Source organism: Oscillatoria salina IIICB1, assembly GCF_020144665.1.
In the GTDB taxonomy this organism is placed as follows: domain Bacteria; phylum Cyanobacteriota; class Cyanobacteriia; order Cyanobacteriales; family SIO1D9; genus IIICB1.
In genome coordinates this window covers 35,226-61,179 of sequence record NZ_JAAHBQ010000020.1, presented here as the reverse complement: position 1 = coordinate 61,179, position 25,954 = coordinate 35,226, and the positions used below count along the sequence as shown (strand labels likewise).

At 39.7% G+C, this 25,954-nt stretch carries 18 protein-coding genes; 8 read left to right on the top strand and 10 right to left on the bottom strand.

Going from position 1 to position 25,954, the window contains the following annotated elements; translation table 11 throughout:
• The 7 genes from G3T18_RS07750 (at position 1) to G3T18_RS25730 (ending at position 17,811) form a co-directional block, all read left to right on the top strand.
• Positions 1 to 2,592 (top strand): glycosyltransferase family 2 protein, encoded by a 2,592-nt coding sequence (locus G3T18_RS07750; protein WP_224409972.1) that lies wholly within the window; start codon positions 1 to 3, stop codon positions 2,590 to 2,592.
• A 32-nt stretch (positions 2,593 to 2,624) separates the two neighbouring features.
• Complete coding sequence (locus tag G3T18_RS07745) at positions 2,625 to 3,413, top strand: ABC transporter permease (RefSeq protein ID WP_224409971.1); 789 nt, start codon at positions 2,625 to 2,627, stop codon at positions 3,411 to 3,413.
• Positions 3,410 to 4,648, top strand: coding sequence for an ABC transporter ATP-binding protein (locus tag G3T18_RS07740; protein WP_224409970.1), 1,239 nt, complete (start codon positions 3,410 to 3,412; stop codon positions 4,646 to 4,648). The genes G3T18_RS07745 and G3T18_RS07740 overlap by 4 nt, the downstream gene beginning before the upstream one ends.
• 12 nt (positions 4,649 to 4,660) lie before the next feature.
• Positions 4,661 to 6,088 (top strand): hypothetical protein, encoded by a 1,428-nt coding sequence (locus tag G3T18_RS07735; RefSeq protein ID WP_224409969.1) that lies wholly within the window; start codon positions 4,661 to 4,663, stop codon positions 6,086 to 6,088.
• Positions 6,089 to 6,090: 2 nt separating this feature from the next.
• Positions 6,091 to 7,281, top strand: coding sequence for a Wzt carbohydrate-binding domain-containing protein (locus G3T18_RS07730; RefSeq protein ID WP_224409968.1), 1,191 nt, complete (start codon positions 6,091 to 6,093; stop codon positions 7,279 to 7,281).
• A gap of 475 nt (positions 7,282 to 7,756) precedes the next feature.
• On the top strand, positions 7,757 to 10,573 hold the full coding sequence (locus tag G3T18_RS07725; RefSeq protein WP_224409967.1) for a DUF4347 domain-containing protein: 2,817 nt from the start codon (positions 7,757 to 7,759) through the stop codon (positions 10,571 to 10,573).
• On the top strand, positions 10,549 to 17,811 hold the full coding sequence (locus tag G3T18_RS25730) for a Calx-beta domain-containing protein (RefSeq protein ID WP_318013941.1): 7,263 nt from the start codon (positions 10,549 to 10,551) through the stop codon (positions 17,809 to 17,811). Before G3T18_RS07725 ends, G3T18_RS25730 begins: the two co-directional genes overlap by 25 nt.
• Positions 17,812 to 17,960: 149 nt before the next feature.
• Here G3T18_RS25730 and G3T18_RS07715 read toward each other — a convergent pair whose 3' ends face one another.
• From G3T18_RS07715 to G3T18_RS07705, 3 genes are read right to left on the bottom strand one after another with little or no spacing between them, the layout of a single operon-like run.
• Positions 17,961 to 18,386: a hypothetical protein gene (locus tag G3T18_RS07715; protein ID WP_224409966.1), complete on the bottom strand. Its 426-nt coding sequence runs from the start codon at positions 18,384 to 18,386 to the stop codon at positions 17,961 to 17,963.
• Between the two features lie 16 nt (positions 18,387 to 18,402).
• A complete protein-coding gene (locus G3T18_RS07710; protein ID WP_224409965.1) occupies positions 18,403 to 18,690 on the bottom strand; it encodes a hypothetical protein in 288 nt (95 codons plus the stop codon).
• A gap of 40 nt (positions 18,691 to 18,730) precedes the next feature.
• On the bottom strand, positions 18,731 to 19,648 hold the full coding sequence (locus tag G3T18_RS07705; RefSeq protein ID WP_224409964.1) for a GTPase family protein: 918 nt from the start codon (positions 19,646 to 19,648) through the stop codon (positions 18,731 to 18,733).
• A gap of 188 nt (positions 19,649 to 19,836) precedes the next feature.
• Between G3T18_RS07705 and G3T18_RS07700 the strand changes: the two genes are divergently transcribed.
• Positions 19,837 to 21,231, top strand: a complete 1,395-nt coding sequence (locus G3T18_RS07700; RefSeq protein ID WP_224409963.1) for an NB-ARC domain-containing protein — start codon at positions 19,837 to 19,839, stop codon at positions 21,229 to 21,231.
• Positions 21,232 to 21,262: 31 nt separating this feature from the next.
• Here the strand turns inward: G3T18_RS07700 and G3T18_RS07695 are convergent, their stop codons facing one another.
• From G3T18_RS07695 to G3T18_RS07665, 7 genes are all read right to left on the bottom strand, one after another.
• On the bottom strand, positions 21,263 to 21,727 hold the full coding sequence (locus G3T18_RS07695) for a helix-turn-helix domain-containing protein (RefSeq protein ID WP_224409962.1): 465 nt from the start codon (positions 21,725 to 21,727) through the stop codon (positions 21,263 to 21,265).
• The gene (locus G3T18_RS07690; protein ID WP_224409961.1) at positions 21,724 to 22,173 is read right to left on the bottom strand and encodes a DUF6932 family protein; all 450 of its coding nucleotides are present in this window, start codon (positions 22,171 to 22,173) and stop codon (positions 21,724 to 21,726) included. Before G3T18_RS07690 ends, G3T18_RS07695 begins: the two co-directional genes overlap by 4 nt.
• 130 nt (positions 22,174 to 22,303) lie before the next feature.
• Positions 22,304 to 22,612 (bottom strand): DUF3181 family protein, encoded by a 309-nt coding sequence (locus tag G3T18_RS07685; protein WP_224409960.1) that lies wholly within the window; start codon positions 22,610 to 22,612, stop codon positions 22,304 to 22,306.
• The gene (locus G3T18_RS07680; protein ID WP_224409959.1) at positions 22,605 to 22,856 is read right to left on the bottom strand and encodes a 2TM domain-containing protein; all 252 of its coding nucleotides are present in this window, start codon (positions 22,854 to 22,856) and stop codon (positions 22,605 to 22,607) included. Before G3T18_RS07680 ends, G3T18_RS07685 begins: the two co-directional genes overlap by 8 nt.
• A gap of 44 nt (positions 22,857 to 22,900) precedes the next feature.
• On the bottom strand, positions 22,901 to 24,376 hold the full coding sequence (locus G3T18_RS07675) for a hypothetical protein (protein ID WP_224409958.1): 1,476 nt from the start codon (positions 24,374 to 24,376) through the stop codon (positions 22,901 to 22,903).
• Between the two features lie 18 nt (positions 24,377 to 24,394).
• Complete coding sequence (locus G3T18_RS07670; protein ID WP_224409957.1) at positions 24,395 to 25,171, bottom strand: TIGR03943 family putative permease subunit; 777 nt, start codon at positions 25,169 to 25,171, stop codon at positions 24,395 to 24,397.
• A 63-nt stretch (positions 25,172 to 25,234) separates the two neighbouring features.
• Complete coding sequence (locus tag G3T18_RS07665; RefSeq protein WP_224409956.1) at positions 25,235 to 25,912, bottom strand: urease accessory protein UreF; 678 nt, start codon at positions 25,910 to 25,912, stop codon at positions 25,235 to 25,237.
• Positions 25,913 to 25,954 lie beyond the last annotated feature (42 nt).

The following is a 25,954-nucleotide window of genomic DNA, read 5'->3' as shown; positions in this document are numbered from 1 at the left end:
ATGTTGTATCCAATCAAGGTTGTTGACATTGAATTAAACCGTCCTTTAGAAACTATTGTCGGTTTAGAAGGTTACAAAGCAATCAAAGGATTAGTGCGTTTGCATAACGTACCAATTGGCTATGTAGATTTACCAATTACTAACGATATTTGTCCAGCAGAAACGATAAGTAAAATAATTTTACAGGAACACAGTTGGACAATTATCCAACATTTATTGCAGAATGGTTTAGCGACAAAAATCCACCTAAATAGTTTACGTTTAGAAGATTTATTTGAGATCAAACCAGCAGAAAATGAGGGAGAATCACCTTTAATAACAGTAGCAATTTGTAGCCGCGATCGCGCAACAGATTTAGATTTATGTTTATCAGCAATTACTAAACTAGACTATCCCAATTTAGACATCTTAATAGTTGACAACGCCCCTAGTAACGACGCCACCCAAAATTTAGTCAAAGACAAATATCCTCAATATCGCTACGTTTGCGAACCTCGTCCCGGTTTAGACTGGGCAAGAAATCGGGCGATTGTTGAAGCAAAAGGGGAAATAATTGCTTATACTGATGACGATGTAATTGTCGATTCGGATTGGGTAAAAAACTTAGTTCGAGTATTTCTTAAAAACCCCGAAGTAATGGCAGTTACAGGCTTAGTTGTCCCCTACGAACTGGAAACAGAAGCGCAAATTTTATTTGAGAAACAAGGTGGTTTTGGTAAAGGTTTTGCAACCAAGTGGTATCGAGTTAAACAAGGAGAAAAAATACCTTGGTATTTATTAGGAACAGGTAACTTTGGTACTGGTGCAAATATGGCTTATCGCCGTCAAATTTTTGAGCAAGTGGGTTATTTCGATCCCGCTTTAGATGTTGGAACCATTACTAATGGAGCTGGCGATTTAGAAATGTTTTTTCGCATTTTAAAAGCCGGACATCCCTTAGTTTACGAACCAAAAGCCTTAATTCGCCACCGTCACCGCCGAGAATACAATCAACTGAAAAAACAACTTATTAATAACGGTAGCGTTTTCTCTTATTTTGTTTGTGCAATAATGGCGTATCCAGAAGAATTACTTTCTTTTGTTCGTTTGGGTATAACTTGGTTATTAACTTGGCATTGTAAGCGTTTATTAATATCGTTGTTGCATCCAACGCAGTTTCCACGAGAGTTGATTTGGGCAGAATTGCGCGGTTGTTTGATTGGTTTAATTCGCTATCCCCAAGCCAAGAAAAATTTAGCCCAAATTATCGCAACTCAAGGTAATTTTATCCCCGATCGCGTCCCTAGGGAAAATCCTCAAAACGACAATTGGCAAACAAACCAAACTGGTGTCGTCACAATCGAGTTAACACAAGCAATTCAACCCTTAACCCAGATAACCAACTACCAAAGCGTGCATATTTTTTGTACTTGGGAAGGCAAACCTCTCGGTAGCGCAGACATCACCAACAATTACCAAATAATTAGCACAACTCGCTTAATTGAAGCAATTGTAACTAATCTCGGTTTAAAATTACTCGCAGGATCTGCTCAAATCAGTCAAGATTTACTCTGGAGTCAAGCAGTAACAACCTTACAGCAACATTATCAACCGAAAAAAGCCGCAGCAAACACCAAATTACCAGCCCACGTTTCCGTTTCAATTTTAGTCGGAACCTACGATCGCCCGAAAGACTTGCGTAACTGCTTAAACTGCTTAGTCGCGCAAAACTCCCCCCACCCGGTAGAAATCATTGTCGTCGATAACCATCCCGACTCCGGTATCACCCCCCCAGTCGTCGCCGAATTTCCTAAAGTCAAATTAGTTAGCGAAGCCCGTCAAGGAGTAGCTTACGCGCGTAACGCAGGCATTTTAGCGAGTAGTGGCGAAATTATCGTTACCACCGACGACGACGTTACCATGCCGAAAGACTGGCTAGAAAATTTAATCGCGAAATTCAGCCGCGCCGACGTAATCTGTATCACTGGGAACATTCTACCTTTAAAATTAGATACCGAATCCCAAAAATTATTTGAAAAATATGGTGGTTTAGGGCGCGGTTTCGAGTATTTTGAAGTAAGTAGCGAATGGTTTGAGCGATCGCCATTGCACGTAGTGCCGACTTGGGAATTAGGCGGTACAGCCAATGCCGCCTTTCGTGCGAAAATCTTCCACGACCCAGAAATCGGTTTAATGGACGAAACCCTCGGTCCGGGAATGCCTTCGGGAGTCGGCGAAGACATTTATTTATTCTACAAAATCCTCAAAGCAGGCTATACAATTATCTACGAACCAGCAGCCTATGTTTGGCATCGCCACCGTCAAGATATGTCAGCATTACGCCGCCAACTCTACAACTACTCAAAAGGCTTCGTATCCTATCAACTAACAACATTATTACGCGATCGCGACTGGCGCGTACTACCCAACTTATTCTTCTACCTCCCCGGCTACCACCTCAAACGCATTTACCACCGACTCCGAGGCTGGAACGATTATCCCATTTCCCTATCTTTACTGGAAATAACTGGAAACATCCTCGGACCCTTAGCACTTTGGCAATCATATCAAAGAGTAAACCAACAAGGAAGAACCTCATCCCAAACCCCTTAGCGCCTTTGCGTCTTTGCGTGCAAAATTACCCAATGAAATCACCCCAAACCTCACCCAAATGGCGACTAACCTACCTTTACGACTTACTCAGAGAATTAGTAAGTCGAGACATAAAACTACTCTACAAACGTTCGCTTTTAGGAATCGCTTGGACATTAATTAACCCCCTCCTCCAACTAGCAGTTTTCGTCTTTATTTTTAAATTAGTCCTCGCCATAGACATCCCCCAATACTCATCTTATGTTTTTACAGGTTTATTAGTTTGGACGTGGTTCCAAAATTCCTTATTTCAAGCAACTGGGGCAATTATCGCCAATCGTCCCTTAATTCGCCAACCCGGTTTTCCCAAAGGAATTTTACCAATAGTAATTACCACCACAGGTTTAATTCACTTTCTTCTCGCCCTCCCAGTTTTAATCGTCTTTCTCCTCATCGATAATGTCGAGTTAAAACTAATAGTATTTTTCCTGCCCATCTTGCAAACAATTCAATTTTTACTCACCGTCAGTTTGGCCTATATCTTAGCAGCCATTAATGTAACTTTTCGCGATACCCAACATACCCTAGGCGTATTGTTACAACTATTTTTTTATCTCACGCCAATTTTCTATCAAATTGACAACGTACCCGCCAAATATTTACCTTTATATAACCTTAATCCGATGGTACATCTCATCACCGCTTATCGTAATATTTTAATTTACGGCACTGCACCAGATTGGCAAGCTTTGCTAATTATAGGAATAGCCACAGTAATATTTTTACCTGTGGGACTGTATATTTTTCGCGTCCAGAGCGATCGCTTTGTAGAGGAGTTATGAAAGATGCTATTATTGTCCGCAAACTGGGCAAACGCTACACTCGCTATCATGCCGACCGACCGCGTACAATTATGGAAGCAGCGCTGTCTGGGTTAAGACGAATGCAAGCAGTGGAACGTTTTTGGGCGTTGCAAGATATCAGTTTTACCGTGTCTCCTGGGGAAATGTTGGGAATTATCGGTCATAATGGTGCAGGTAAGTCAACTTTACTACAACTTATCGGCGGCGTTACTCGTCCTGATGCGGGAAGAGTGAAAGTTAATGGTAGAATCGGAGCATTACTGGATTTAGGTGCGGGTTTCTCTCCTGACTTAACCGGAAGAGAAAATGTCTTTGTCACAGGTGTCGTTGCAGGTTTAACTCGTCAGCAAGTCACCAGACGTTTTGCAGATATTGTCGAATTTGCCGAGTTAAACGATTTTATCGATAATCCCGTCCGCACTTATAGTACAGGAATGCAGATGCGGTTAGCATTTTCTGTAGCCGTGTATACAAATCCCCAAATAATGTTAGTCGATGAATTTCTTTCCGTGGGGGACTTAGCGTTTCAAGCCAAATGTTTAGAGAGAATTTCCCAATTAAAAGCCCAAGGATGCGCCATAGTCTTAATATCTCACAGTCCCGAACAAATCGAGGAGTTATGCGATCGCGCCCTTTGGCTCAAACAAGGTAAAATCGTCGCTTATGGGGAACCAGAAATAGTTACCGGACAATACAAAAGCGAAATGATTTCCCAAACCCAAAAACTCACTCCCCCCAAACCACCTCAGTTTACCAAATCCGGCGTAGAATTGCGAGTCAATGAAAATCGTTTCGGTTCCCAAGAAATTGAAATCATCGATGTCCGTATTTTACCACAACCTGAAATAAAAAGCGGCGAATCTCTCACAATCTCCATCGAATATCAACCCAACCAAACCATTTCTGCACCTATTTTTGGCGTAACCATTAATAGCGAAGACGGACAAACCTGTCTCGATACCAACACCGAAGCCATGAATTTAACTTTACCAGAAATTTCTACCAACGGACAGATTCAACTCCACCTCGAACGCTTAGACTTAAATGGTGGCAAATACTTTATTGACGTTGGAATTTACGAACAAAAATGGGCTTACGCTTATGACTATCATTGGCGCGTTTATCCCCTCTTAATTAACTCTAGCATCAGCAAAAAAGGCTTTCTCAACCCACCCCAACATTGGGAATTTTCTCCCTCATTAGTCCAACGCTAAATCTCAACTCAAATGTACTTCAAAAAGTTATTGCTACTTTTTTTAACAGGTATTTTAACCTACATACTTCTCAACTCATTTCTTCATGTCAACGCCCAAAACCTAGTAACTATTGCAATTTCTAAGCAACCAATGGGCGTTAGTACCCGCTACATTGGCGCTGTCGAAGGTAACGTCAACTTTGACATCAAAGATTTACAAGATTTAGGCATCAATACTTATCGGATTTATGGCGGAATGTCCCGTTGGGAAGCAGAAGACGATGACGGTATCTACGGACAACCAACAATTAGCGAAATTAAAGCTAATCCTAACATTATCAACTGGGATTGGTGGGACAAAATTATGACCGAACCACCAAATAACAGCGACTATTGGTGGTCAGGAAATGACACTTGGCAAGGTAACGCCAGAACAATTTTTAGTCAGTTAAAACAAGCAAATATTCGCCCAGTTGTAACTCTACGCAACACCGATGACGCTTGGAATCCCTCCTGGGCATTACAACTCAATCCACCCCGAAATGAAGCAGATTGGAATGAATGGTGGGAACATATTTTTGCCACAGTTTATTGGTTAAATGTCCGCAATGATTATCAAGTTGACGAGTTTGAAATTCATAACGAACCTGATAATCGTCCTCAAGGTTGGGGAGGAAACCAAGCTGATTATTTTGAATTGGTAAAAGTAGCCAAAGATGCTCTTGATTTTGTCTACAAAAATTATTTACCTAACAGAAACTATCACATCCACGCCCCTGTCACCATAGAAAATAGCACTTGGGTACTCGACGCTTTACAGCAAATCCCGACTTATTTCGACAGTATTAATATTCATGATTACCAAGCCGATATTTCTGTTTATACTCAGCAAGTACATACTTGGATGAATTCCACTATTCATGCTAACTCGCCAATTTGGTTAGGTGAATGGGGAACTTATCAAACTGATTACGAAAATCTAGATTTCGCGCTTAATTTAATAAAAAATTTGCTGCGTGGTTCTCTTCCGGGCGATAATTATATTTACGGTAGTCATGTTTTTTCCCTCTACGATTGGGGACAGTCAGGAATATATCGCGGACTCATTTCCGCCGAGGGAAAACGCAGTCTCGGTTATTATGCTTTACGAATGGGAATACGCGGCTTACAAGGAGGGAAAAAAACCTGGGTAACTTCCACTAGCAACAGCGATTTAATAGCGATTGCAACTCAAGATAATAACAGCGATATTTATCTCCTTGTGATTAATAGTAGTCAAGAATCTTATCCTATTAATGCCGATTTTTCTGACTTTTTCACCGAGGGAATTGGCACAATTTGGGAATTTAGTCAACAACACCGAGACGAAATAGTTAATAGCACAAATATTACTCAAGGTCAAGTTAATTTGACTGTTCCCAGTCAAGCAGCAATTTTAGTTAAAATAGGTGCCAATTAATTATGTCATCCCCAACTCCTTATAACCAAGAATTTTTTACAGAATTACAAGCAGGTTCTCTTCAATCAGCCAGAGAAATTGTTCCTTTACTTTTAGATTTAATTCAACCGCAAACTGTTGTCGATGTTGGCTGCGGTGATGGAACTTGGTTATCGGTTTTTGCCGAAAATGGGATTACTGAATATTTAGGAATCGATGGAGATTATCTCAAACCAGAAATGTTACAAATCTCTCCAGAAAAATTCTTAGCTAAAGATTTAAAACAGCCTTTACATCTTGACAAAACCTTCGATTTGGTCTTGTCTTTAGAAGTAGCCGAACATCTCCCCGAATCAGACGCGGAAATTTTCATAGATTCTCTGACTAAACTAGGAGAAATTATTGTTTTCTCTGCGGCTATACCTTATCAAGGAGGAACGGAACATCTTAACGAACAATGGGCAGATTATTGGTTAAAATTGTTTCAACAGCGTGGTTTTCAAGTAATAGATTGTTTGCGCAGAAAGATTTGGGATAATCCGCGAATTGAACCTTGGTACGCACAAAATCTGCTAGTTTTTTTGCCAGGAAATTCTCTCTCCCAGTATCCTCGCTTAGCTGCGGAAATTAAAGATACTAGTTTGGCTCAATTGTCAATAGTTCATCCGCAAATTTATCTGAGTAAAATTCCTCAAATAGACAAAGATACTCAACAGCAAATCAAAGAACAAAATCCGGCTGTCACCACTACAGAGATAAGCGAGTTAAGCATTGGGAAAAATCGTTTTGGTTCCTTAAAATTAGAAATAATTGAAGTTAATTTATTGAATCTAGCTGGAGAGTTAGTAACAGCAATCGATTGTGGAACTTTTTTAGCAATAATTCTTGAATACCGGGCTAACGAAGAGATTAATAACCCAATTTTTGGGGTAAAAATTAGTCGTGTAGATGGTTTAGTTTGCTACGATACTCACACATCAGCAACAGAGTTATCGCTGCAAATTGCCAGAAAAGGACGAATTAAACTCTATCTTGAGAGACTTGACTTAAATGCCGGACAATATTATATAGATGTGGGGGCTTACGAGCAAAATTGGGCTTCTACCTACGATTATCACTGGCAGGTTTATCCGTTGTCAATTCGTGCAGCCAAAGAAGAAAAAGGGATTATTTGTCCTCCCCATCACTGGACAGTTGAGGAAACCGCGAGGTAAAATGAGCTCGGAAGTGGTTGAGCGAATATATGATGTCTAATGACGGTCTAAGCCTACGTCTCTTTAAGTAGATGGGATTATCTCGTAGACCTATATTAACTGCTACTTCATAGACATTGGTCTTAGCTAAGTTGAGCAGAAAAATTTCATTTGGCTGCTCAGTTTCACATCTTGTGAAGAATTGTTTTGTGAATCTCCCTATTAAAAGTTTTAGTTAAGTTAAATATTATTTATTTACGAGAGGAAAATGGCGAACTTATCGGAAATTTATTGCGGAAGGTAGAGTACAATTCAAAGCTCAATAATTTTAAGTTAATAAACCATCAGCAAAAATGTAAAAAATTTTTTCTATAAAGATAAATAAGGAAAAAGTGTGTTAACTTAATTTAGGTTTGAAAAATTCAGTTAATCTTCATCGTCCGAAATTCAACGACGGGCGTGTAAATTCCGTGTCTACCAAAGGGAAAAGCGAATTATGCCAGGATCGTTAAAAAATATTATTCTGTCAGCAAAAAGCCATGTAAACCAAGTTGTATTCATCGACCAAGCAGTAGAAGACTATCAAAATTTGGTTGCTGGTGTAATCCCAAATACAGAAATCATTCTTCTAGATAAAGATAGAGACGGGGTAGCACAAATAGCAAAAACACTGGCAAATTATCGAGACATTAGCAGCATTCACATTGTCTCTCACGGTTCCCCAGGTTGCTTGTATTTAGGCAATCAAAAGCTTACCCTAGACACAATCGAAAAATATACCTCTCAAATCAAAAAATGGGGCGAAGCCTTAGTTGAACAGGGCGAGATTTTGCTTTATGGTTGTAACGTAGCCAAGTTGTCAGATAGATTACTTTGGCGAGTTCAAGAACTAACCAAAGCCAAAATTGCTGCTTCTGTCGATGTTACAGGTAACGCTGCTTTTGGTGGTAACTGGAATTTAGCAGTAACGACAGGTAAAATTACCGCACCCCTAGCATTTGACTCAGCTACAACCGAAGCGTATGCAGGTGTTTTAGCGACATTTATAGTGACTAACACCAACGATACAGGTGCAGGTTCACTCAGACAAGCGATCGCTGATGCTAATGCTAACGGTGTAGCAGATACAATCGAGTTTAATATTCCTGGGACAGGTCCTCATGTAATTCAGCTACAAACAGCATTAGACGATATTATTGAAACTGTTACCATCGACGGTTACACTCAACCTGGGTCAAGTGAAAATACTTTAGCAGTCGGGAACGATGCTAATATCCAAATTGTCCTCGACGGTAGTCAAATACCCAACGATGTAGATGATAAAGCTCCCAACGCTTTGTTAATTCAAGCCGATAATAGCACTGTCCAGGGATTAGCAATTATTAACTTTAACGACGCTAATGGTTCTCCCCCCACGCGCACATTTAGCGGTAGCGCGATTGAAATTCAAGGAGATGGGAATGTTATTCGCGGTAACTACCTCGGTGTAGACGTAGATGGACAGACAACACAAGGAAACGGAAACAGTGGTGTCTTTATCTTTGAGGGGAATAATAACACAATTGGTGGGACAGATCCTGGCGATCGCAACATTATCTCTGGAAACGAAGTCGCTGGTATTTTTATCTCGGCTAGTGCAGGAAGTGCAACTGGTAACATTATCCAAGGAAACTATATTGGTACCGACCTTAACGGTACCAGCGATATCGGTAATTTAGGAGATGGTATTCGTCTGGAAAACGCTTCTAACAATACCATTGGTGGTGATATCGATGCCGCACGTAATCTGATTTCCGGTAATCAATTAACAGGTTTATCGATTGTTTATCGCGATGGCAACGCTGATGATAATATTGTCCAAGGTAACTATATCGGTACTGACATAACAGGTACAGTTGGACTTGGTAATCAGCGAGAAGGAATATATATTGGTAGATTTGAGGACAGTTCCACTGGCAGTACCGATGGTAATTTAATTGGAGGAGTTAATCCAGGCGAAGGCAACCTCATTTCGGGTAATGGTTTAAGCGGAAATTTAGACGGATTAGTAATTCTTGGTAGTAACAACGGAACTGCTGCTAACAACACCATTCAAGGTAACTTAATCGGTACAGATCTTAATGGTACAACAGCGATCGCTAATGATGGTGCTGGAATAGTTATCGTCAGTGCTAGCAATAACACCGTAGGTGGTACCGCAGACGGAGCCGAAAACATTCTCTCCGGTAATACTGGTTCTGGGGTGGGTATTTTTGAGGTTTTAGCTCCTGCAAGCAACAACATCGTTCAAGGTAATTCAATTGGTACAGATATCAATGGCGACCCCCTAGGTAATGGTGGAGATGGGATACAAATTCTTGGTTCCAATAACACTATTGGAGGTACAGGAACTGACGAAGGAAATACTATTGCCAACAATACTAATAAGGGTGTGATAGTTTTTGGTGGTACTGGTAACGAAATTTCCACTAATAGTATTTTTGATAATGGTGATTTAGCGATCGACCTTACTAGCGATGGCATCACAGAAAATGACCCAGATGATAGCGATACAGGAGCGAATAACCTTCAGAATGCTCCAGTTTTAATTCTTAAAGATGGGACAATTGTTACCACCATTCTCAACAGTTTACCTAATACCAATTTCCGCATCGAATTATTTGCCAATGCTACCGAAGATCCGCTCGGAGCCGGTGAAGGACAACAATTTATTTTAGCACAAAATGTCACAACTGATGCAAATGGAATCGCCGAATTTGAATTTGATACTGCTACCTTACCTGTGGGTTTACCCGTCCTAACGGCAACTGCAACTAATCTTAATACTAACGATACTTCAGAATTTTCCGGCGCTCCACTTGAGGTTAGTATTGATAGTGTTACTGTCTCAGAAACCGACGGTGAATTAGTATTTACTGTTTCCTTAGATAGCAGTACTCCTCAACCTGTTAATTTTAGCTTTGCTACTAGTGATGACACCGCAACTGCGGGTAATGATTATGTTGTTGGTTCGGGAAGTTTTACAATTGATGCTGGAACTAATACAGCTACAATTACTATTGATATCACTGATGATACTTTAGCCGAAGCAACAGAAACTTTTACTATTCAATTATCTACCCAAAATGGTACAGATTTAGCTAATGGTTTAGGTACTGGAACTATTCTCGATGATGATGTAGCAAATCTCAATATTAATGATGTAACTGTTTCTGAAATAGATGGAGAAGCAGTCTTTACAGTTACTTTAGATACCGCAAGTAGTCAAGAAATTACCGTANAGAAACCATTGCGACAATTACAATTCCTGTAATTAATGACACCTTAGACGAAGATGACGAAACCTTCAGTGTTAGCTTAAATAATGCAGATAATGCAGCGATCGCCGATGACACCGGAACAGCTACAATTATTGATGATGATGTAACTCCCTCAATAGTCAGTATTAGTCCCGCGACTATTTCCCAAAACGAAGGAGATACAGGAACTACCCTCTATATTTATCAAGTTACGCTCTCGGCAGATCCGTCGCAACCTGTTATTGTTAACTACAGCACTAATGATGGTACAGCTACGGTTGCTGATGGTGACTACAACGATAACGACGGTAGTTTAACTTTCAACCCTGGTGAAACCTTAACTCAAACAATTACCGTTGAAGTTAATGGTGATACAGATTTTGAACCCGATGAAACGTTTACTGTAAGTTTAGACAGCGTTACCGGGAATGCAACCGTTGACCCTAATGCAGATGATAGTCTTGCGACAATTCTCAACGATGATGACCAACCTCTAGTTAGTATAACTCCCCCTACTATCTCTCAAAACGAAGGAAATACAGGAACTACAGCCTATACTTTTGAAATTACATTGTCTGCACCTGTATCGCAACCAGTCACAGTTAATTATTCGACGAATGATGGAACGGCTACAGTTGCTAATGGTGATTATCTCGATAATGATGGTAGTGTCACGTTTAACGTAGGTGAAACGACACAAACAATTACCGTTGAAGTTAACGGTGATACCACGTTTGAACCCGATGAAACATTTACTGTCAATTTAGATAGCGTTACTGGTGATGCGACTATTGACCCGAATGCAGATGAAAGTGTGGGTACAATTGTCAATGACGATGGACTACCTGGTTTAAGCATTGACAACATTACAGTTGACGAAAGTGACGGGGTAGCTGTCTTTACCGTTTTACTAGATACACCAAGTTCTGAAAATGTCAGCGTAGACTTTACCACCGTACCAGGAACAGCAACCGAGGACGATTATACTCCGACCAACGGTACTTTAAACATCGCGGCTGGAGAAACTGCGGTAACAATTACCGTACCGATTGTAGACGATCTGCTTGACGAACTGAATGAAACTTTCAGCATTCAACTAGAAAATCCCAGTAATGCAACGATTACTAATGATACTGCGACTGCGACGATTACCGACGATGATGAACAACCAAATATCAGCATCAACGATCTTACCGTTAACGAAGACGATGGAGATGTTCTCTTTAGCGTTAGTTTAGACGCACCGAGTGGACAAGATGTTAGTGTAGACTATACCACAGCACCCGGAAGTGCAGGTGATGGTGATTTTACACCAACTTCCGGTACTGTAGTCATTCCCGCAGGACAAACATCAGTTAATATTCCTGTAGAGATTTTAGACGATAATCTGGATGAAGTTGACGAAACCTTTACCGTCGAGTTAAGCGATCCGAGTAATGCTAATATTGCAGACGATACTGGTACTGCGACAATTCTGGACAACGACGGACAACCAAATCTGACTATTGAAGATATTACTGTCAATGAAGATGATGGTGTCGCTGTCTTTACCGTTTCCTCAGACGCAGCAAGCGGACAAGAGATTACGGTAGACTTTACTACAGTAACCGGAAGTGCGACAGAAGCAGATTTTACCGGAAATTCTGGTACTGTGACGATCGCTCCGGGTGAAACTTTCACTACAATTACGGTAGAGATTACTGACGATAATCTTGACGAAGCTGAGGAAACTTTTAGCGTCGAGTTAGCTAATCCGAGTAATGCTAATATCGTTGACGATACTGGTACTGCGACAATTGAAGATGATGATGGTAAACCGAATTTAACGATCGACGATATTATTGTCAATGAAGATGATGGTGTCGCTGTCTTTACCGTTAACTTAGATGCACCAAGCGGACAAGATCTTAGTGTAGACTTTACTACCGTAAGCGGAACTGCAACTAATAACGATTTTACGCCTAATTCTGGTACTCTGTTCATCCCGGAAGGTCAAACGACAGCTACAATTACGGTGGAGATTTTAGACGATAATCTCGACGAACCTGACGAAACATTTAGCATTCAATTAGATAATCCGAGTAACGTTAATCTTAGCGACGATACTGCAACTGCGACAATTAACGACAATGACGGACTACCAGAAATAAGTATCAATGACGTAACTGTTTCCGAAGCTGACGCAGAAGCGACATTTACAGTTAGCTTAACCGGGGAAACATCCCAAGATGTCATCGTTAATTTTACAACCAATGATGAAAGTGCGATCGCGTCTGCTGACTATACTCCTAATTCGGGTAGTGTTACGATTACCGCAGGTGAAACCTCAGCAACAATTAGCGTCCCCATTTTAGAGGATACCATCGACGAACCCAGCGAAACATTTACCGTCGATCTCACCAATGCGACAAATGCAGATATTGTAGACGATCGAGGTGTCGGAACAATTACCGATAATGACATACCTGTCGAGATTGCGATTAACGATATTATTGTTAACGAAGCAGATGGAGTCGCTAACTTTACCGTCAGTATCGACCAAGCAATCTCCCAAGCAGTTACAGTAGACTTTAGCACAGCAGATGGAGACGCGATCGCCGAAAATGACTATCGAACTGCTTCTGGTACGATTGTTATTCCCGCAGGTCAAACTGCAACGACAATTAGCGTTAATCTGGTAGAAGATCAGATTGACGAACTAGACGAAACTTTCAGTGTCAATCTTGCTAACCCTAGCAATAACGCGCGATTTGGTGACAATACCGGAATTGCAACAATTATCGACGATGATGCGACACCCACGCTATCTTTCGAGAATCTCAACGTTGTCGTTAACGAAGCTGATGGAACGATTACCTTTACACTTAATCTCGATACACCATCCGAACAAGATATCAGTGTAGACTTTACCACCAACAACGGTACAGCAACAGGTAATCAAGACTTCACCCCAACCTCCGGTACAATTAATATACCCGCAGGACAAACCACCGCGACAATTACCGTCCCGATTTTAGAAGATTTAAACGACGAACCAGCAGAAGAATTTACCGTTAGCTTATCCAATCCAGTCAACGTTCGGATCGAAGACGAACAAGCAACAGGTACAATTGTTGATAACGATTTACCTGTCGAGATTGCGATTGACGATATTATTGTTAACGAAGCAGATGGAGTCGCTAACTTTACCGTCAGTATCGACCAAGCAATCTCCCAAGCAGTTACAGTAGACTTTAGTACAGCAGATGGAGACGCGATCGCGGATAATGACTATACTCCTACTACTGGAACCTTAACCATTTCTCCAGGAGAGACATCCGCAACTGTCAGCGTTGATATTTTACAAGATGGGATTGACGAAGCTGACGAAACCTTTAATCTTAATCTCTCTAACCCTAGCAATAACGCGCGATTTGGTGACAATACTGGGATTGCAACAATTATCGACGATGATGCGACACCCACGCTATCTTTCGAGAATCCTAACGTCATCGTTAACGAAACTGATGGAATAATTACCTTTACACTCAATCTCGATACACCATCCCAACAAGATATCAGTGTAGACTTTACCACCAACAACGGTACAGCTACAGGAGGTCAAGACTTCACCCCAACCTCCGGTACGCTTAATATACCCGCAGGTCAAACCACTGTCACAATTACCGTACCGATTCTAGACGACGAACTAGAAGAACCCTCAGAAGACTTTACCATCAGTTTGTTTAATCCAGTCAATGTTCGTTTGGATGACGAACCAGCAACGGGTACGATTATTGATGATGAAACTGATACCACACCACCAGTAGTTACAATTAATCCTTTAACTACAGATGACCCAACTCCACAATTAACCGGAACTGTAGATGACCCAAATGCAGATGTAGTTGTGACAATTAATGGTGTAGACTATCCTGCAATTAACAATGGAGATGGAACTTGGACGATTCCAGATAATACGATCGCTCCACTCGAAGATGGAACTTATGATGTTGTAGTCACCGCGACAGATCCTTCGGGAAATACAGGGGAAGATGAGACTACTGATGAGTTAACCATCGATACCACACCTCCGGAAGTAACAGTCAACTTTTTAACGACTGAAGATCCTACCCCACAATTAACCGGAACTGTAGATGACCCAAATGCAGATGTAGTCGTGACAATTAATGGTGTAGACTATCCTGCAATTAACAATGGAGATGGAACTTGGACCTTACCCGACGATACCATCGATATTCCTCTCCTCAATGAAACTTATGATGTTGAGGTAACAGCAACAGATCCTTTAGGAAATACGGGAGAAGATGATACTGACGACGAATTGACGATTATCGCACCCTTAGAGGTGACAATCGATCCCTTAGTTACAGGAGATAATACTCCTCCGTTAACAGGAACGGTTAACGATCCCAATGCAGATGTGATTGTTACCATCAATGGTGTAGACTATCCCGCAATTAATAATGGAGATGGAACTTGGACAATTCCGGATAATACGATCGCTCCTTTACCGGAAGGGACTTATGATGTTGAAGTAGTTGCTACCGATCGCGATGGGAATACTGATACTGCTGATACTTCTGGTGAGTTAGTTGTCGATACTACTCCCCCAACGGTAACTATAAATCCTCTGCAAACTAGCGATCGCACTCCAGAGTTAACGGGAACAATCGACGACCCAAATGCGACGGTGATTGTCACAGTTAATGGTGTCGAATACGAAGCAATTAATAATGGTGACGGAACTTGGACGCTACCGGATGATACGATTGAGACTCCTTTAGATCCCGGTAGTTACGATATCGTGGTTAATGCGATCGATGAAGCGGGAAATACGACGGTTAACGATCCTACTGAAGATGAACTAATTATCGATCTAATTCCACCGACGGTAACGGTAGATTTCTTAACTACTCTCGATTTAACTCCTCAATTGACAGGGACAATTGACGATCCAAATGCGACGGTGATTGTCACAGTTAATGGTGTCGAATACGAAGCGATTAATAATGGTGACGGTACTTGGACGCTACCGGATGATACAATCGATATTTCTCTCGATCCTGATACTTATAATCTTGAGGTAACAGCGATCGATGAAGCAGGAAATGTTGGGGAAGATGAGACAACTGACGAGTTAACTGTTGTTAGTCTCGATGATTTTGAAATTACTCCGAATCCAAATAATGTCTTTGAAATTGATGGACCTGCTGATGTAGTTGCGCGGATTAAGTATACTCTGGATGAAGATACGGAAGTAAGTTTAATCAATGAATTAGGAGTATTTCGAGTTAACGACACAGAAGGGGGAATTGACCTCGATGGAGATGGAGTAACTGATTTAACTCCTGATGATGAGGGGTATTTAGCTGCTGCTTTACAAAGTGGAGAAGTAGTCTTTTCCGCGCTTCCTGGTGGTTTGAAAGATTGCGAACCTCCGATGACAATTCGCGATTTTCAAATCGGAGATTTATTGAGTTATTATTTGGTTCAAGATGGAACAACAGATAGCATTTTAGCTGCTTTAGCGGCTGGAAATAACCCAACAAGTAATGTTTTCTTCGGTTCAGTTGCAGCGAATCCTGACAATTTAGATCATCTCAATGTTACGAATATAACTGACAGTTCTTATACTTTAAATTGGGAAGATGTTGTTGGTGGTGGCGATCGCGATTTTGACGATTTTGTGGTAGATGTGGAGATTACTACGGAAAATCGTCCTTTGGGTGCGAGTCTCCAGGGTGAGGAAGAACAAGAAGTCTTTGATGTCCGGGATGTCACCTCGAACGAATTCATCCGCGTCAGTGCAGAAGTCTTACCCAGTACCGAGTCTTTATTAGAGAATAAAGTTGGTTTGTATCGCTTAGTAGATGAATCGGGGGTGGTACGCGATCGCTTTACTGGTAATCTGATTGCACCAGGAGAAATCGGTTACAGACGCGCTGCGCTTTCTCAAACACAATTTGAATTTGGGGAGTTGGGAACTGGTCGCGAATTTATCCGGGAAGGATTATATGCTCCTTATATTTTCACCGATGATGGCGATGTTTACTTCCCATTCTTAGAAGCAAATCCTAATGAAACTGACCAACTTTTGTTGTTAGGAGATAATACCTTTAGTTTTGAAGATGTCTTAGCTACCAGTGAGGAAGATTACAACGATATTGTCTTCAAAATTGATTTCGATACCGATATTTCTGACTTAGGTATTACCCTAAATAACTTGGAGGACAATGACAATATCTTCCAAATTGAAGGAGAAATCGGACGGACAGCAAACCTGAAATTTACCCTCGAAGAAATCTACGACGCTGCGGTAACGAATGAAATAGGAGTGTTTGTCTTTAACGATCTTAACGGTGGTATCGATGTTGACGGAGACGAAGTAACTGACTTTTTACCAGGAGATCGAGGTTATTTAGAAGCTGCTTTAAATTCCTCACAAGTAATCTTTTCTGCGCTTGCTGGTGAGGGTTTACAAGATTGTAAGTCTCCGATGACGATTCGAGAATTCCAAACTAATGACTTGCTAGGATTTTACATGGTTACGGATGGAACCACCGATACAGTGTTGGCTGAGTTGGCTCTAGGAGAGGATTTAAGCAGCAATATCTTCTTTGCACCAGGAGGAAATCAAGACAATTTCGACCACCTAGAAGTGGAAGATTTGGGCAATAGCGCCTATCTTTTAAACTGGGAAGACCAATTCGGCGGCGGCGATCGCGACTTTAACGATTTAACCGTGAAAGTCGAAGTCACGAATAAAGCAACCCCTCTGGGAGCAATTTTACAAGGTAATGAACAACTAGAAGTATTTGATTTACGGGATTTAGCCACTGGGAAAAAGGCGTTAGCAGAGTTTACCGTCTTCCCCAGCACCGAATCTCGTTTAGACAATCGTGCAGGATTGTATCAGTTAGCTGATGAATCGGGACGAGTCCAAGATCCAGTATCGGGTAATTTGCTTGCACCGGGGGATACCGGTTATCAAGAAGCCGCGATCGCGCAAAGTGTCGTCGAGTTAGGTGAAAATGGGACAAATCCTGTAGAGCTAGACTCAGGTTTGTATGCAGCTTACTTCCTCGTTGATGGTGAAACCGCTTACTTCCCCTTCCGCGAAGCAAATCCAGGTATTGTTGACCAAGTAGCTTTGCTGGGAGACAATAAAGTTGGTTTTGAAGATGGTGCTAATGGCGGCGATTTAGATTACAACGATTTTGTTTTCGGTGTCGATTTTACGGTAGTTTAAGTTAACTATATAGCCAGTTTAAGTCACTGGCTAAAAGCTAAAGTCGTCTGAAGACGACTCCGAATAATCACATATTTCAATCAAACTTGATGCCGTGTAGAATAGGAAGCGATCGCGTTGGAATAATGAAGGCGATCGCCTTAAAATGGCTAAAATGACCACTTATCGAAGAAATTTTTAATTAACTCTTGTGTTTTTGAAACTGTTGTCCCTAATACTCTGCCTATTTCGTAGCTGATATCGTAAATCCATTGCTGAAATGAACTTTGAGATTTAGAAATAATAGTTCTTTCGTAACTATCCATTTCATTAAGTTTTTCAAGCAACCGATTTCTTAGTAGTTGAGTCGTAGAAAGAGCATTTTCTACTTCCCATGCGCTAAAACTATAGCCACAAGAGCAATTAAAATTACTATTGAGTAAAAGCCATTGCTGACCACAACCTTGACATTTTGCTTGTCTTTGATAAGGCTCAACTAAAGCTTCGCCAGTCCACAAGCAATCATGGTAACTTCTTACCCAAGATTGTTGGCATCTTGGGCATTTCGGGAACGGTAAGGATATCCATTCACTCATATAATAAGTTGGTTATTTAACGACCACGTCCAGCTTTAAATCCATCATTCCAACCTCTCTTAATACCTCTACCTATATCTTCGACAAAGCCAACAACTTGCCCTACTACATAACCAAAAATTGCTGCAATAGAAACGAATATATCAGCGACAAAACTTCTAAAATCTTTTTCTGATTTCTGTAATATGCTTAGTTGATGGTCATCTAATTCAGTAAGATAGGAGTCAAATCTGTTTTTCAGTTCAGTTTCTATTGCTCTGCGAGTAGAAGTGGGGATATAAGTCTCGTCAGGAACGTATTTCATTTTTAATTTCTCCTTGATGGATAGTTAAACAGAAAATGATTTATTGTCCTTGTTGCTTTAACCATGCTATAAATGCTTTTTGATTGCCAGCAAATTTAGCAAATTCTTCCGGTGGCATACTAGAAACAACATCAGACATTTTTGAAGGTTGAGGCACTGGATTGGTTGCTCTTTCTCGTCTTTTCTCTGGCGGTAGAAGTTGAGGATCGACTAATTCTAGAAAATCGGCTAATGCTTTACGAGATGCAACCACCCATTTTCTTTTATTGGGAACAGCATCCATCATTGCATCAAAAAGATGTGGTAAGTTATAGCGTTTGTTCGCAGAATAACCTATGATTTTACCTTTCCAGTTCGGGATGACTTCTCGAATTCTTCTTTTAACGTCTCGGATTCTTCCTTTGATGTTTTCTTCTTGTTCTTCACTGGGCAAATTAGCTAACGGATGCCAAGCTAATTCTCCCGGATAAACTAAATCAACTTTGTTTAAAGCAATCACCATTCGTTCTAATAATCTGGGATTAATAGATTGGAGTTCTGCTTCTAAATATTCTTGTACTGAAGCGATCGCTCTATTTTGTGCATCTAAAATCCACAACGCAACATCAACATCTTTTAAAACTCGTTCATACAAAGCAATATGTTCTCTTTGTTTTAAACGACTCTCACCCAATCCGGGCATATCATAAGCAATTAATGCCCCATTCAGGCATTCAATTTTATCAGCGATTCGAGTACAGGCTTCAATATGACTAACTGCTACACCTGCATTAAAGAGTGCATTCAATGTAGAAGACTTTCCTACCCCAGCTTCGCCAATAAAAGCAAAACGAGGTGGAGGTTCATTATCTACCCTGTCCTCAATCTGACGGTAAATTTTCTCAAAATCTTCTTCAGACATCTGTTGATCGCCCAAAATGTCTCTTGCCAAGCCTTGAACTAATCCTCTTAAATCCATTGCATTTTTTTTGATAGCAAGTAAGTTTTTTTTAAACTACATCATATTACATACCTACTAACAACTGAAAATCATTGTTTTTATTCTGAATTTAGTCAAAAAATATTAAGAGTGACCCTCAAAAACCCTTGATAATCTAACTGAGTGCTAGGCTATAATAGCTAAAAATCAAGCTATATCTAGTTTCTATGAATGTTACTGAAGTTTTACAGTTAGTAGATCGGCTAGTCTTCAAGCATACAGAAAAACACCTTAATGACTTAGAGACAAATGTAATTAAGGGAATTTGGCAAGGTAAAACCTATGCTGAGATTGCAGGAGAAATTGATTATAACAGTGAAAATCATATCGGTAATGTTAGCCGTGGTTTATATAAAATACTATCTCAAGAGTTAAAAGCGTTAGGAGAAAACGAAGATGTTAACAAATCTAATTTTTGTTGGACAGTTGAAAGATTAGCAAATTCGTTTAATTTATCTAATTCGTCACAGCAGGTAGTAGGGATAATTAATAATGATGTTGATTTATATATTAATTCCTCTAATCCTCAAAATAAAATAGCTAGTAGCGATCAAGAAGTTAACACAAAAGAAATTTATTACAATGTAACACAATCTCCTCAAATAATTTCTTTTTATGGTAGAGAAAGTGAATTAGCAAATTTATCTGAATGGCTAGAAAATACCAATACTCGTTTAATCTCAGTTTTAGGATTTACAGGGATTGGAAAAACTGCGTTGGTGAGACAACTAATTGATACCTATAAATTACCATTTGAAGCGATCGTCTGGAAAAATATAAAACTCTACTCCTCTTTAGATTCTATACTTACCGAAATTGTAACCGAATTATCACAAAGTGATAGAGATAAAATATCAAAAACTTTATTAAATCAATGTTTACAGTTATTTAATAAAAAACGATGCTTAATTGTTCTCGATAATGTTCAGGAAATATTTACCGAGAATCAATTTTCAGGACAATATAAGCCTGAATATCAAGGTTACAGAATATTTTTGCAAATGATAGCAGAAGTACAACATTCAAGTTGTCTCCTGCTCATTAGTCAGGAAAAGTGTCAAGAAATGATATCCTTAGATTTTGAACTGTATCCAACGCACTGCTTGGAATTGTCAGGATTAGATGATTCAGCTAAATTGATTTTACGCGATCGTGGCTTAAATAGGGAGGAGAGTTGGTCACAGTTAATTAGTTTGTATGAAGGTAATCCGAAATATTTACAGTATATCAGCACTTTAATTAAGGATATTTTTGAAGGCAAAGTAGACGAATTTACTCAAGAGAACTCTGTAATATTAACTGAAGACATTAAATCTCTATTGGATATAGTTTGGCTTAGGTTATCCGATGTAGAAAAGAAAATTTTATTATGGGTAGTTTCTCAGGAACAGTCTATATCTAGAGAAAATATCAGACAATCGTTATCGTTATCATCAAACGATCTCATTAATGGCTTACAGTCATTAAACAAACGTTTTCTGTTAACTCAAGAAGAAAGCGATCGCCAGTCCTTTACCGTGTCTTCTGTTTTCAAAGAGTATCTAACCCTTTATCATAATTAGGATGTACAACTGTACGCCTTCATTCATCAGATTAACTAACTGCTGGTGTAGTAACTTCTAGAGTTACTTTTTGGAGGATGGAAATGCCCAAAATTTGACTAATTTCGAGTAATTGTGTCAACGTTGCTGATTCATATTCTCGATCTTCATATCGTTGAAGAAGACTTGCTTCTATTCCCAGTCGATTAGCTAATTCAGACTGACTAATTTTCGCTGCAAGACGAGCTTTAATTAAAATTTGGGGAAGTTGTGCAAGGGAATCAATTTCAAAAACAAGAGGTTCATGTTGCTTTCTAGAAATTAAGGCTTCATATTCTTGTATTTGTTCACTAAAATCAGCCAACAAACTTTGTACTCCATCTACATTAAGTTGCCAAAGTACGGGATTAGTCTTTTTCAACTTATTATCGGGCGTATTTAACTCTGTCAATGCTCGTTGAAATCCTGCTATACGTTCCTTCGTGGTTTGATATTCCAAGTCATTTAAAATCATCATTCCCACCTTAATAAATCTATGGCAATTAGACCTTTGCGGTTTTGTTTTTTATCAAATTGAAAAAGTTCTAAAAAACTTAATCCACTATCGTCAGCGAGTAATTCAGAGGGAAAAAGTTCTCCTCTATATTGAGCTTTTTGTGCTGCTCGTTTATTAGAAAAATCAAGCAAACTAGGAGCATGAATTTTGAGATAATCCATATCTACCCCTTCAGCATCCCAGCAAGCATCAAAGTCATTTGGATTCAGTTTATCGCTAACAAAACTACCATTAATATAGATAGTTCGACACCCTGCTGCTTGAAGATGCTTAATTGCTCGTTTGAGTCCATCTATCAGGCGCGATCGCTGTAAGGTAAGATCGTATCTTGCTACCAATTCGTCCCAGGTGCAATAATGAATACCTGGAGGAAGATTGCCCAATTCATCAAACGGCGGGATGGTCATATCAAAAAAGTCTTATCCATCCGATTTCGTAAATAATTAATTTCTTGAGTTTTTCTACCCTACCCCATCCTTAATTGTGAATGTTTACCACCAGAAGTCAAAAGATAGGGTAGGGAGAGAAAAATAATAACTACATTTTTCGTTGATATTCTTCGAGCAAATCGATTAAATTAACTTGGGATTGCATGGGAAGTAATTCAACTAAGGGTAGTTCCTTTTTACCTCCACCTAATTTAACCGGAATATCGCGCAAAATTTGTAGAACTGCGTCTTCGTTAATCGCCGAATCTTGGGTGAGTAAAGGATAAACTCTTTCGGCGACAAGAGTATGCAAATGAGCATCAGCTAAATATAAATGCCACTTAGCTACATCGATATAAACATTTTCGCCAATTTCCGCAGCTAGTGCTTCGATTTCTTGAGTTGTGGGATTAGCCATTGGATTTCGTTGAATAATCTACTATGCCAAAGATATAAATCAGATGGATTAATAAAATTATCGACCATACAAGTGTAATCCATTTGCCCCAAGCCCAATTCGTAACGTGGAGTTGGTGAAAAAATAGCAATCCGCTATTACAAGCGGCAAATAAGGCGACATGGACAGCAAAATTCATGCGGTCATCTAAACGTCGATATTCGGGATCTTCGCGAGTTGGTTGACGGGGCCACTTTGGGGGCATTTTGCTAAATTCTCCTTGAGCGATCGCTTTAATTTTACACCTGTTTAAGGCAACCAATGGGGATGAAAACCGGGAATTAACTCTTGGGGGGCGAGATTCTGGAGATTTTCGTTGTCGAGTGTTTCTGGTAAAGGTAACAGCCACAAACGCCCAGTGGCGATCGCTACTCCGTCTTCGGTGGTTAAGGTTTCGTTATCTACTTCAGTTGCGGGAACGAGGCGATCGAAGAGTAAGCCGATTCCGTCTGGGGAAATACTAATTTGGGCTTCTCCTTGATAAGGTAAGGCTAATAAGTCAATTATTTCCGCCGTTTCTAAATTAATTGCTGCCAGAAATATCATTGCTTCTGCTTGGTTTTTTCTGGCTTCGCTGGTCAAACAATAAAGGATTTTTTCCTTTTTTGGTTCTAATTCGCATTCGATGATTGTTCTTGGTGTGGTCAGAATTTTTTGTTCTTCTCCTCGCTTATTTTGGACAAATAGCGATGCTGTATAATCTGGCTCATATTTAACTAAAATTGTCCGCTCGCTGGTTTGGTCGTAAGCGATAATTTGATTGTAACCCGATAATAATTTCCCGGAAGTTTCCGTCGCAGTTAATGGCGCGATCGCTATTCCTTCGGTTTGGGTTACTGCTACGGTTTTTCCGTCAGGGGCAATATTTATTTTTCCTCCCTGAATTTCTAAAGATTGAGGTTTTCCTGACTCTGGGATTAACCACAAACCAAAATCAGCAGCATTTTCTTTATTAATTCGTCGCACTACAATATTCTTCGCGTCGGCTGCGAGATCGAATTCCAGATTGTGATAATTTTCGGAGTCTAAAATTTCTTTGATTTTACCTGGAGGTTGAGCTTTCTTTGGGTTAGCAAAGTTAATTCCTGTGGTGACAGTATAAAGTTTTTGCGAGCCTAAATCTTGACTTTCACTGTTTTTATTTAGGGCAGAAAATAAAATCTTTTCTCCATGAGGATAGCCTTCAAAATCAATTACTACTAGATCGCCAGGAGTGAGAACTGTTTTTTTCTGCTGTGTTAAATTATACAGAATTAAACGTCCTTGTTCTTCTCCGTCTACACCTAAGTAAGCAAAAGCGCGATCGCGGGTTTGAAATTTTGTCTGGAAAGGGGCTATTTCTTTTTCTGGATCGTTACTTATTTTTGCCCCTTCTAACTTGATTTCGTAGGTATTTTCGTAGAGAGGAGGCTGAGTAAGAGTATATGCCATTTTATTACCCATCCAGCTAATTTTCCCCGGTAGCAAAGGCTTAATTTGCAGGTTGGCTTCGACGCTAGAATGTTCTACGGGACGGTTAAAAGTGATGATGAATGATTTATCTTTTGCACCTATTTGTTGATTTTGCCAACTAAAATTACGCACGCGAGGAGAGGCGCGATTTCCGGTAATTAAATTAAGTAAAATCAAAAATATTACTACGCCACTGGTACTTAAAACAAGCCGATCTAAAGAGGGTATTTTTTTGAATCTATTAATTAGTTTTGCTTTTAATTCTGAATTCATTTTGCCAATTAAATTAATTTACCACGAGCGATTATAAGGATTGTCTGGACGAGTTATTTCTTGAATATTAGCCGCATCAATTGTTAATTGTCGTCTGCCTTGTAAAGTATCGCTTATTACTGTACCTTCTATTTCTAGCCAAGTATTAGCTGCATAACTTTGGCGATGATTTTCTGGTAATTTTACTGGTAAAGCCACTGGATAAAGATCGGGAGTACAACAATTTATTACTAAACTCGATAATAATAAATATTCTTCTGGTAGTTGAGTTTCGTTAACAATTAATCCCGTTATCTTGACTTTTTTGCCGATGTATGAATCGGGTTCGGGATTTCGATTAAGACTAGCAATCCAATCGATGAGAGTGCGATCTTCGGGGTTAGTCGCAGGGAGAAAAGAGGGAGAAACATTAGCATTTAAAGCTAGAGACTTGCTAACACCTTCATCGACTAATTTTGATGTGCTTACTACTTGAGGTGTTGTCAATAAGCCAATTATTGCTACTAATAACAGGAGAGCGGAAGTTAACACGGGTGGTAGTAAACTAACATGAGTAACCACTGGCATTTCATTAATATAACCCCAACGTTGCTGACGCAGCCTCCAGTTAAGTTGAATACCCTTAAGAATACCGATCGCTAAGAGAAGGAAACCCGCAGCGATCGCTAACCATCCATATTCGGGGTGCATCAGCAAGTCTAAATTTGAGGTAAGCCAAAATTTTAGCAACAAGATACCCCAGAAAATTAACACTGAGATATCTAACACTGGAAGTAATAATTTGTTTCGATTCATTGGCGTTATAGTCGCTCTTGCTTAAGCTATAGTACCATTTTACAGCTTCGATTAACTAAAGTTTCAACTACGGAATAAGCGGCTATACTGAGTTTCATGTTCCATACTCGCAAGTGCTAATCCCCAACTACAACTTGCCAATTCTTCATCTGATAAAGCAAAAATTTCTTCAGTTATTTTCACAATTAAGGGACGTAATTTAAACAATAATTTTTGACCAGTTGTTTGTCCCAAAGGAATTAATTTTACTCCTGAATTAATTGTATTATTTAGCCAACTGTATAAATAACCTATTGTTGTAGCTTCAACATTTATTTGCCAATAAGAAGCCGCGATCCCAAAAGCGATCGCGTAGTTACATTCATCTTCTATTACATCTTTTAAGAATTGCAAACTGGGTTGTAAACTAATCAATAATTCAAGTAAAGATTGACCCATTTGCCAACTTTGCTGTCTTAATTCTTTTGTTTCTCTCGCCGCCGATAACCAACCATTCCAACTATTTAAACCAGTCAAGTCGCTCTTACTCAGACAATCATAGGATCTCAACATTACTGCTGTCTCAATCCGAATTGCTCCATAAGTTAATTCATTTTCTAACCATAAATAAAATTGGTCTTGATTGTTAATAATCTCCGAATCTACCAACGCTTCTAAACCTTCTGAATAGCTATAAGAACCTACAGGTAAAGTAGAACTAGCTAGTTGTAATAAATTCAGCAAGGCTGTATGATTTAACATGATGGTTAGTTAGCAGCGAACAGTTTATCCTCCCCCAATCAA

Excerpts from the sequence above, each read along its gene's own strand:
- G3T18_RS07665 (WP_224409956.1), bottom strand. The coding sequence starts at position 25,912 with ATGTTAAATCATACAGCCTTGCTGAATTTATTACAACTAGCTAGTTCT.
- G3T18_RS07735 (WP_224409969.1), top strand. The coding sequence starts at position 4,661 with ATGTACTTCAAAAAGTTATTGCTACTTTTTTTAACAGGTATTTTAACC.
- G3T18_RS07715 (WP_224409966.1), bottom strand. The coding sequence starts at position 18,386 with ATGAGTGAATGGATATCCTTACCGTTCCCGAAATGCCCAAGATGCCAA.
- G3T18_RS07690 (WP_224409961.1), bottom strand. The coding sequence starts at position 22,173 with ATGACCATCCCGCCGTTTGATGAATTGGGCAATCTTCCTCCAGGTATT.
- G3T18_RS07680 (WP_224409959.1), bottom strand. The coding sequence starts at position 22,856 with ATGCCCCCAAAGTGGCCCCGTCAACCAACTCGCGAAGATCCCGAATAT.
- G3T18_RS07670 (WP_224409957.1), bottom strand. The coding sequence starts at position 25,171 with ATGAATCGAAACAAATTATTACTTCCAGTGTTAGATATCTCAGTGTTA.
- G3T18_RS07745 (WP_224409971.1), top strand. The coding sequence starts at position 2,625 with ATGAAATCACCCCAAACCTCACCCAAATGGCGACTAACCTACCTTTAC.
- G3T18_RS07695 (WP_224409962.1), bottom strand. The coding sequence starts at position 21,727 with ATGATGATTTTAAATGACTTGGAATATCAAACCACGAAGGAACGTATA.
- G3T18_RS07705 (WP_224409964.1), bottom strand. The coding sequence starts at position 19,648 with ATGGATTTAAGAGGATTAGTTCAAGGCTTGGCAAGAGACATTTTGGGC.
- G3T18_RS07685 (WP_224409960.1), bottom strand. The coding sequence starts at position 22,612 with ATGGCTAATCCCACAACTCAAGAAATCGAAGCACTAGCTGCGGAAATT.
- G3T18_RS07710 (WP_224409965.1), bottom strand. The coding sequence starts at position 18,690 with ATGAAATACGTTCCTGACGAGACTTATATCCCCACTTCTACTCGCAGA.
- G3T18_RS07730 (WP_224409968.1), top strand. The coding sequence starts at position 6,091 with ATGTCATCCCCAACTCCTTATAACCAAGAATTTTTTACAGAATTACAA.
- G3T18_RS07675 (WP_224409958.1), bottom strand. The coding sequence starts at position 24,376 with ATGAATTCAGAATTAAAAGCAAAACTAATTAATAGATTCAAAAAAATA.
- G3T18_RS07700 (WP_224409963.1), top strand. The coding sequence starts at position 19,837 with ATGAATGTTACTGAAGTTTTACAGTTAGTAGATCGGCTAGTCTTCAAG.
- G3T18_RS07740 (WP_224409970.1), top strand. The coding sequence starts at position 3,410 with ATGAAAGATGCTATTATTGTCCGCAAACTGGGCAAACGCTACACTCGC.
- G3T18_RS07750 (WP_224409972.1), top strand. The coding sequence starts at position 1 with ATGTTGTATCCAATCAAGGTTGTTGACATTGAATTAAACCGTCCTTTA.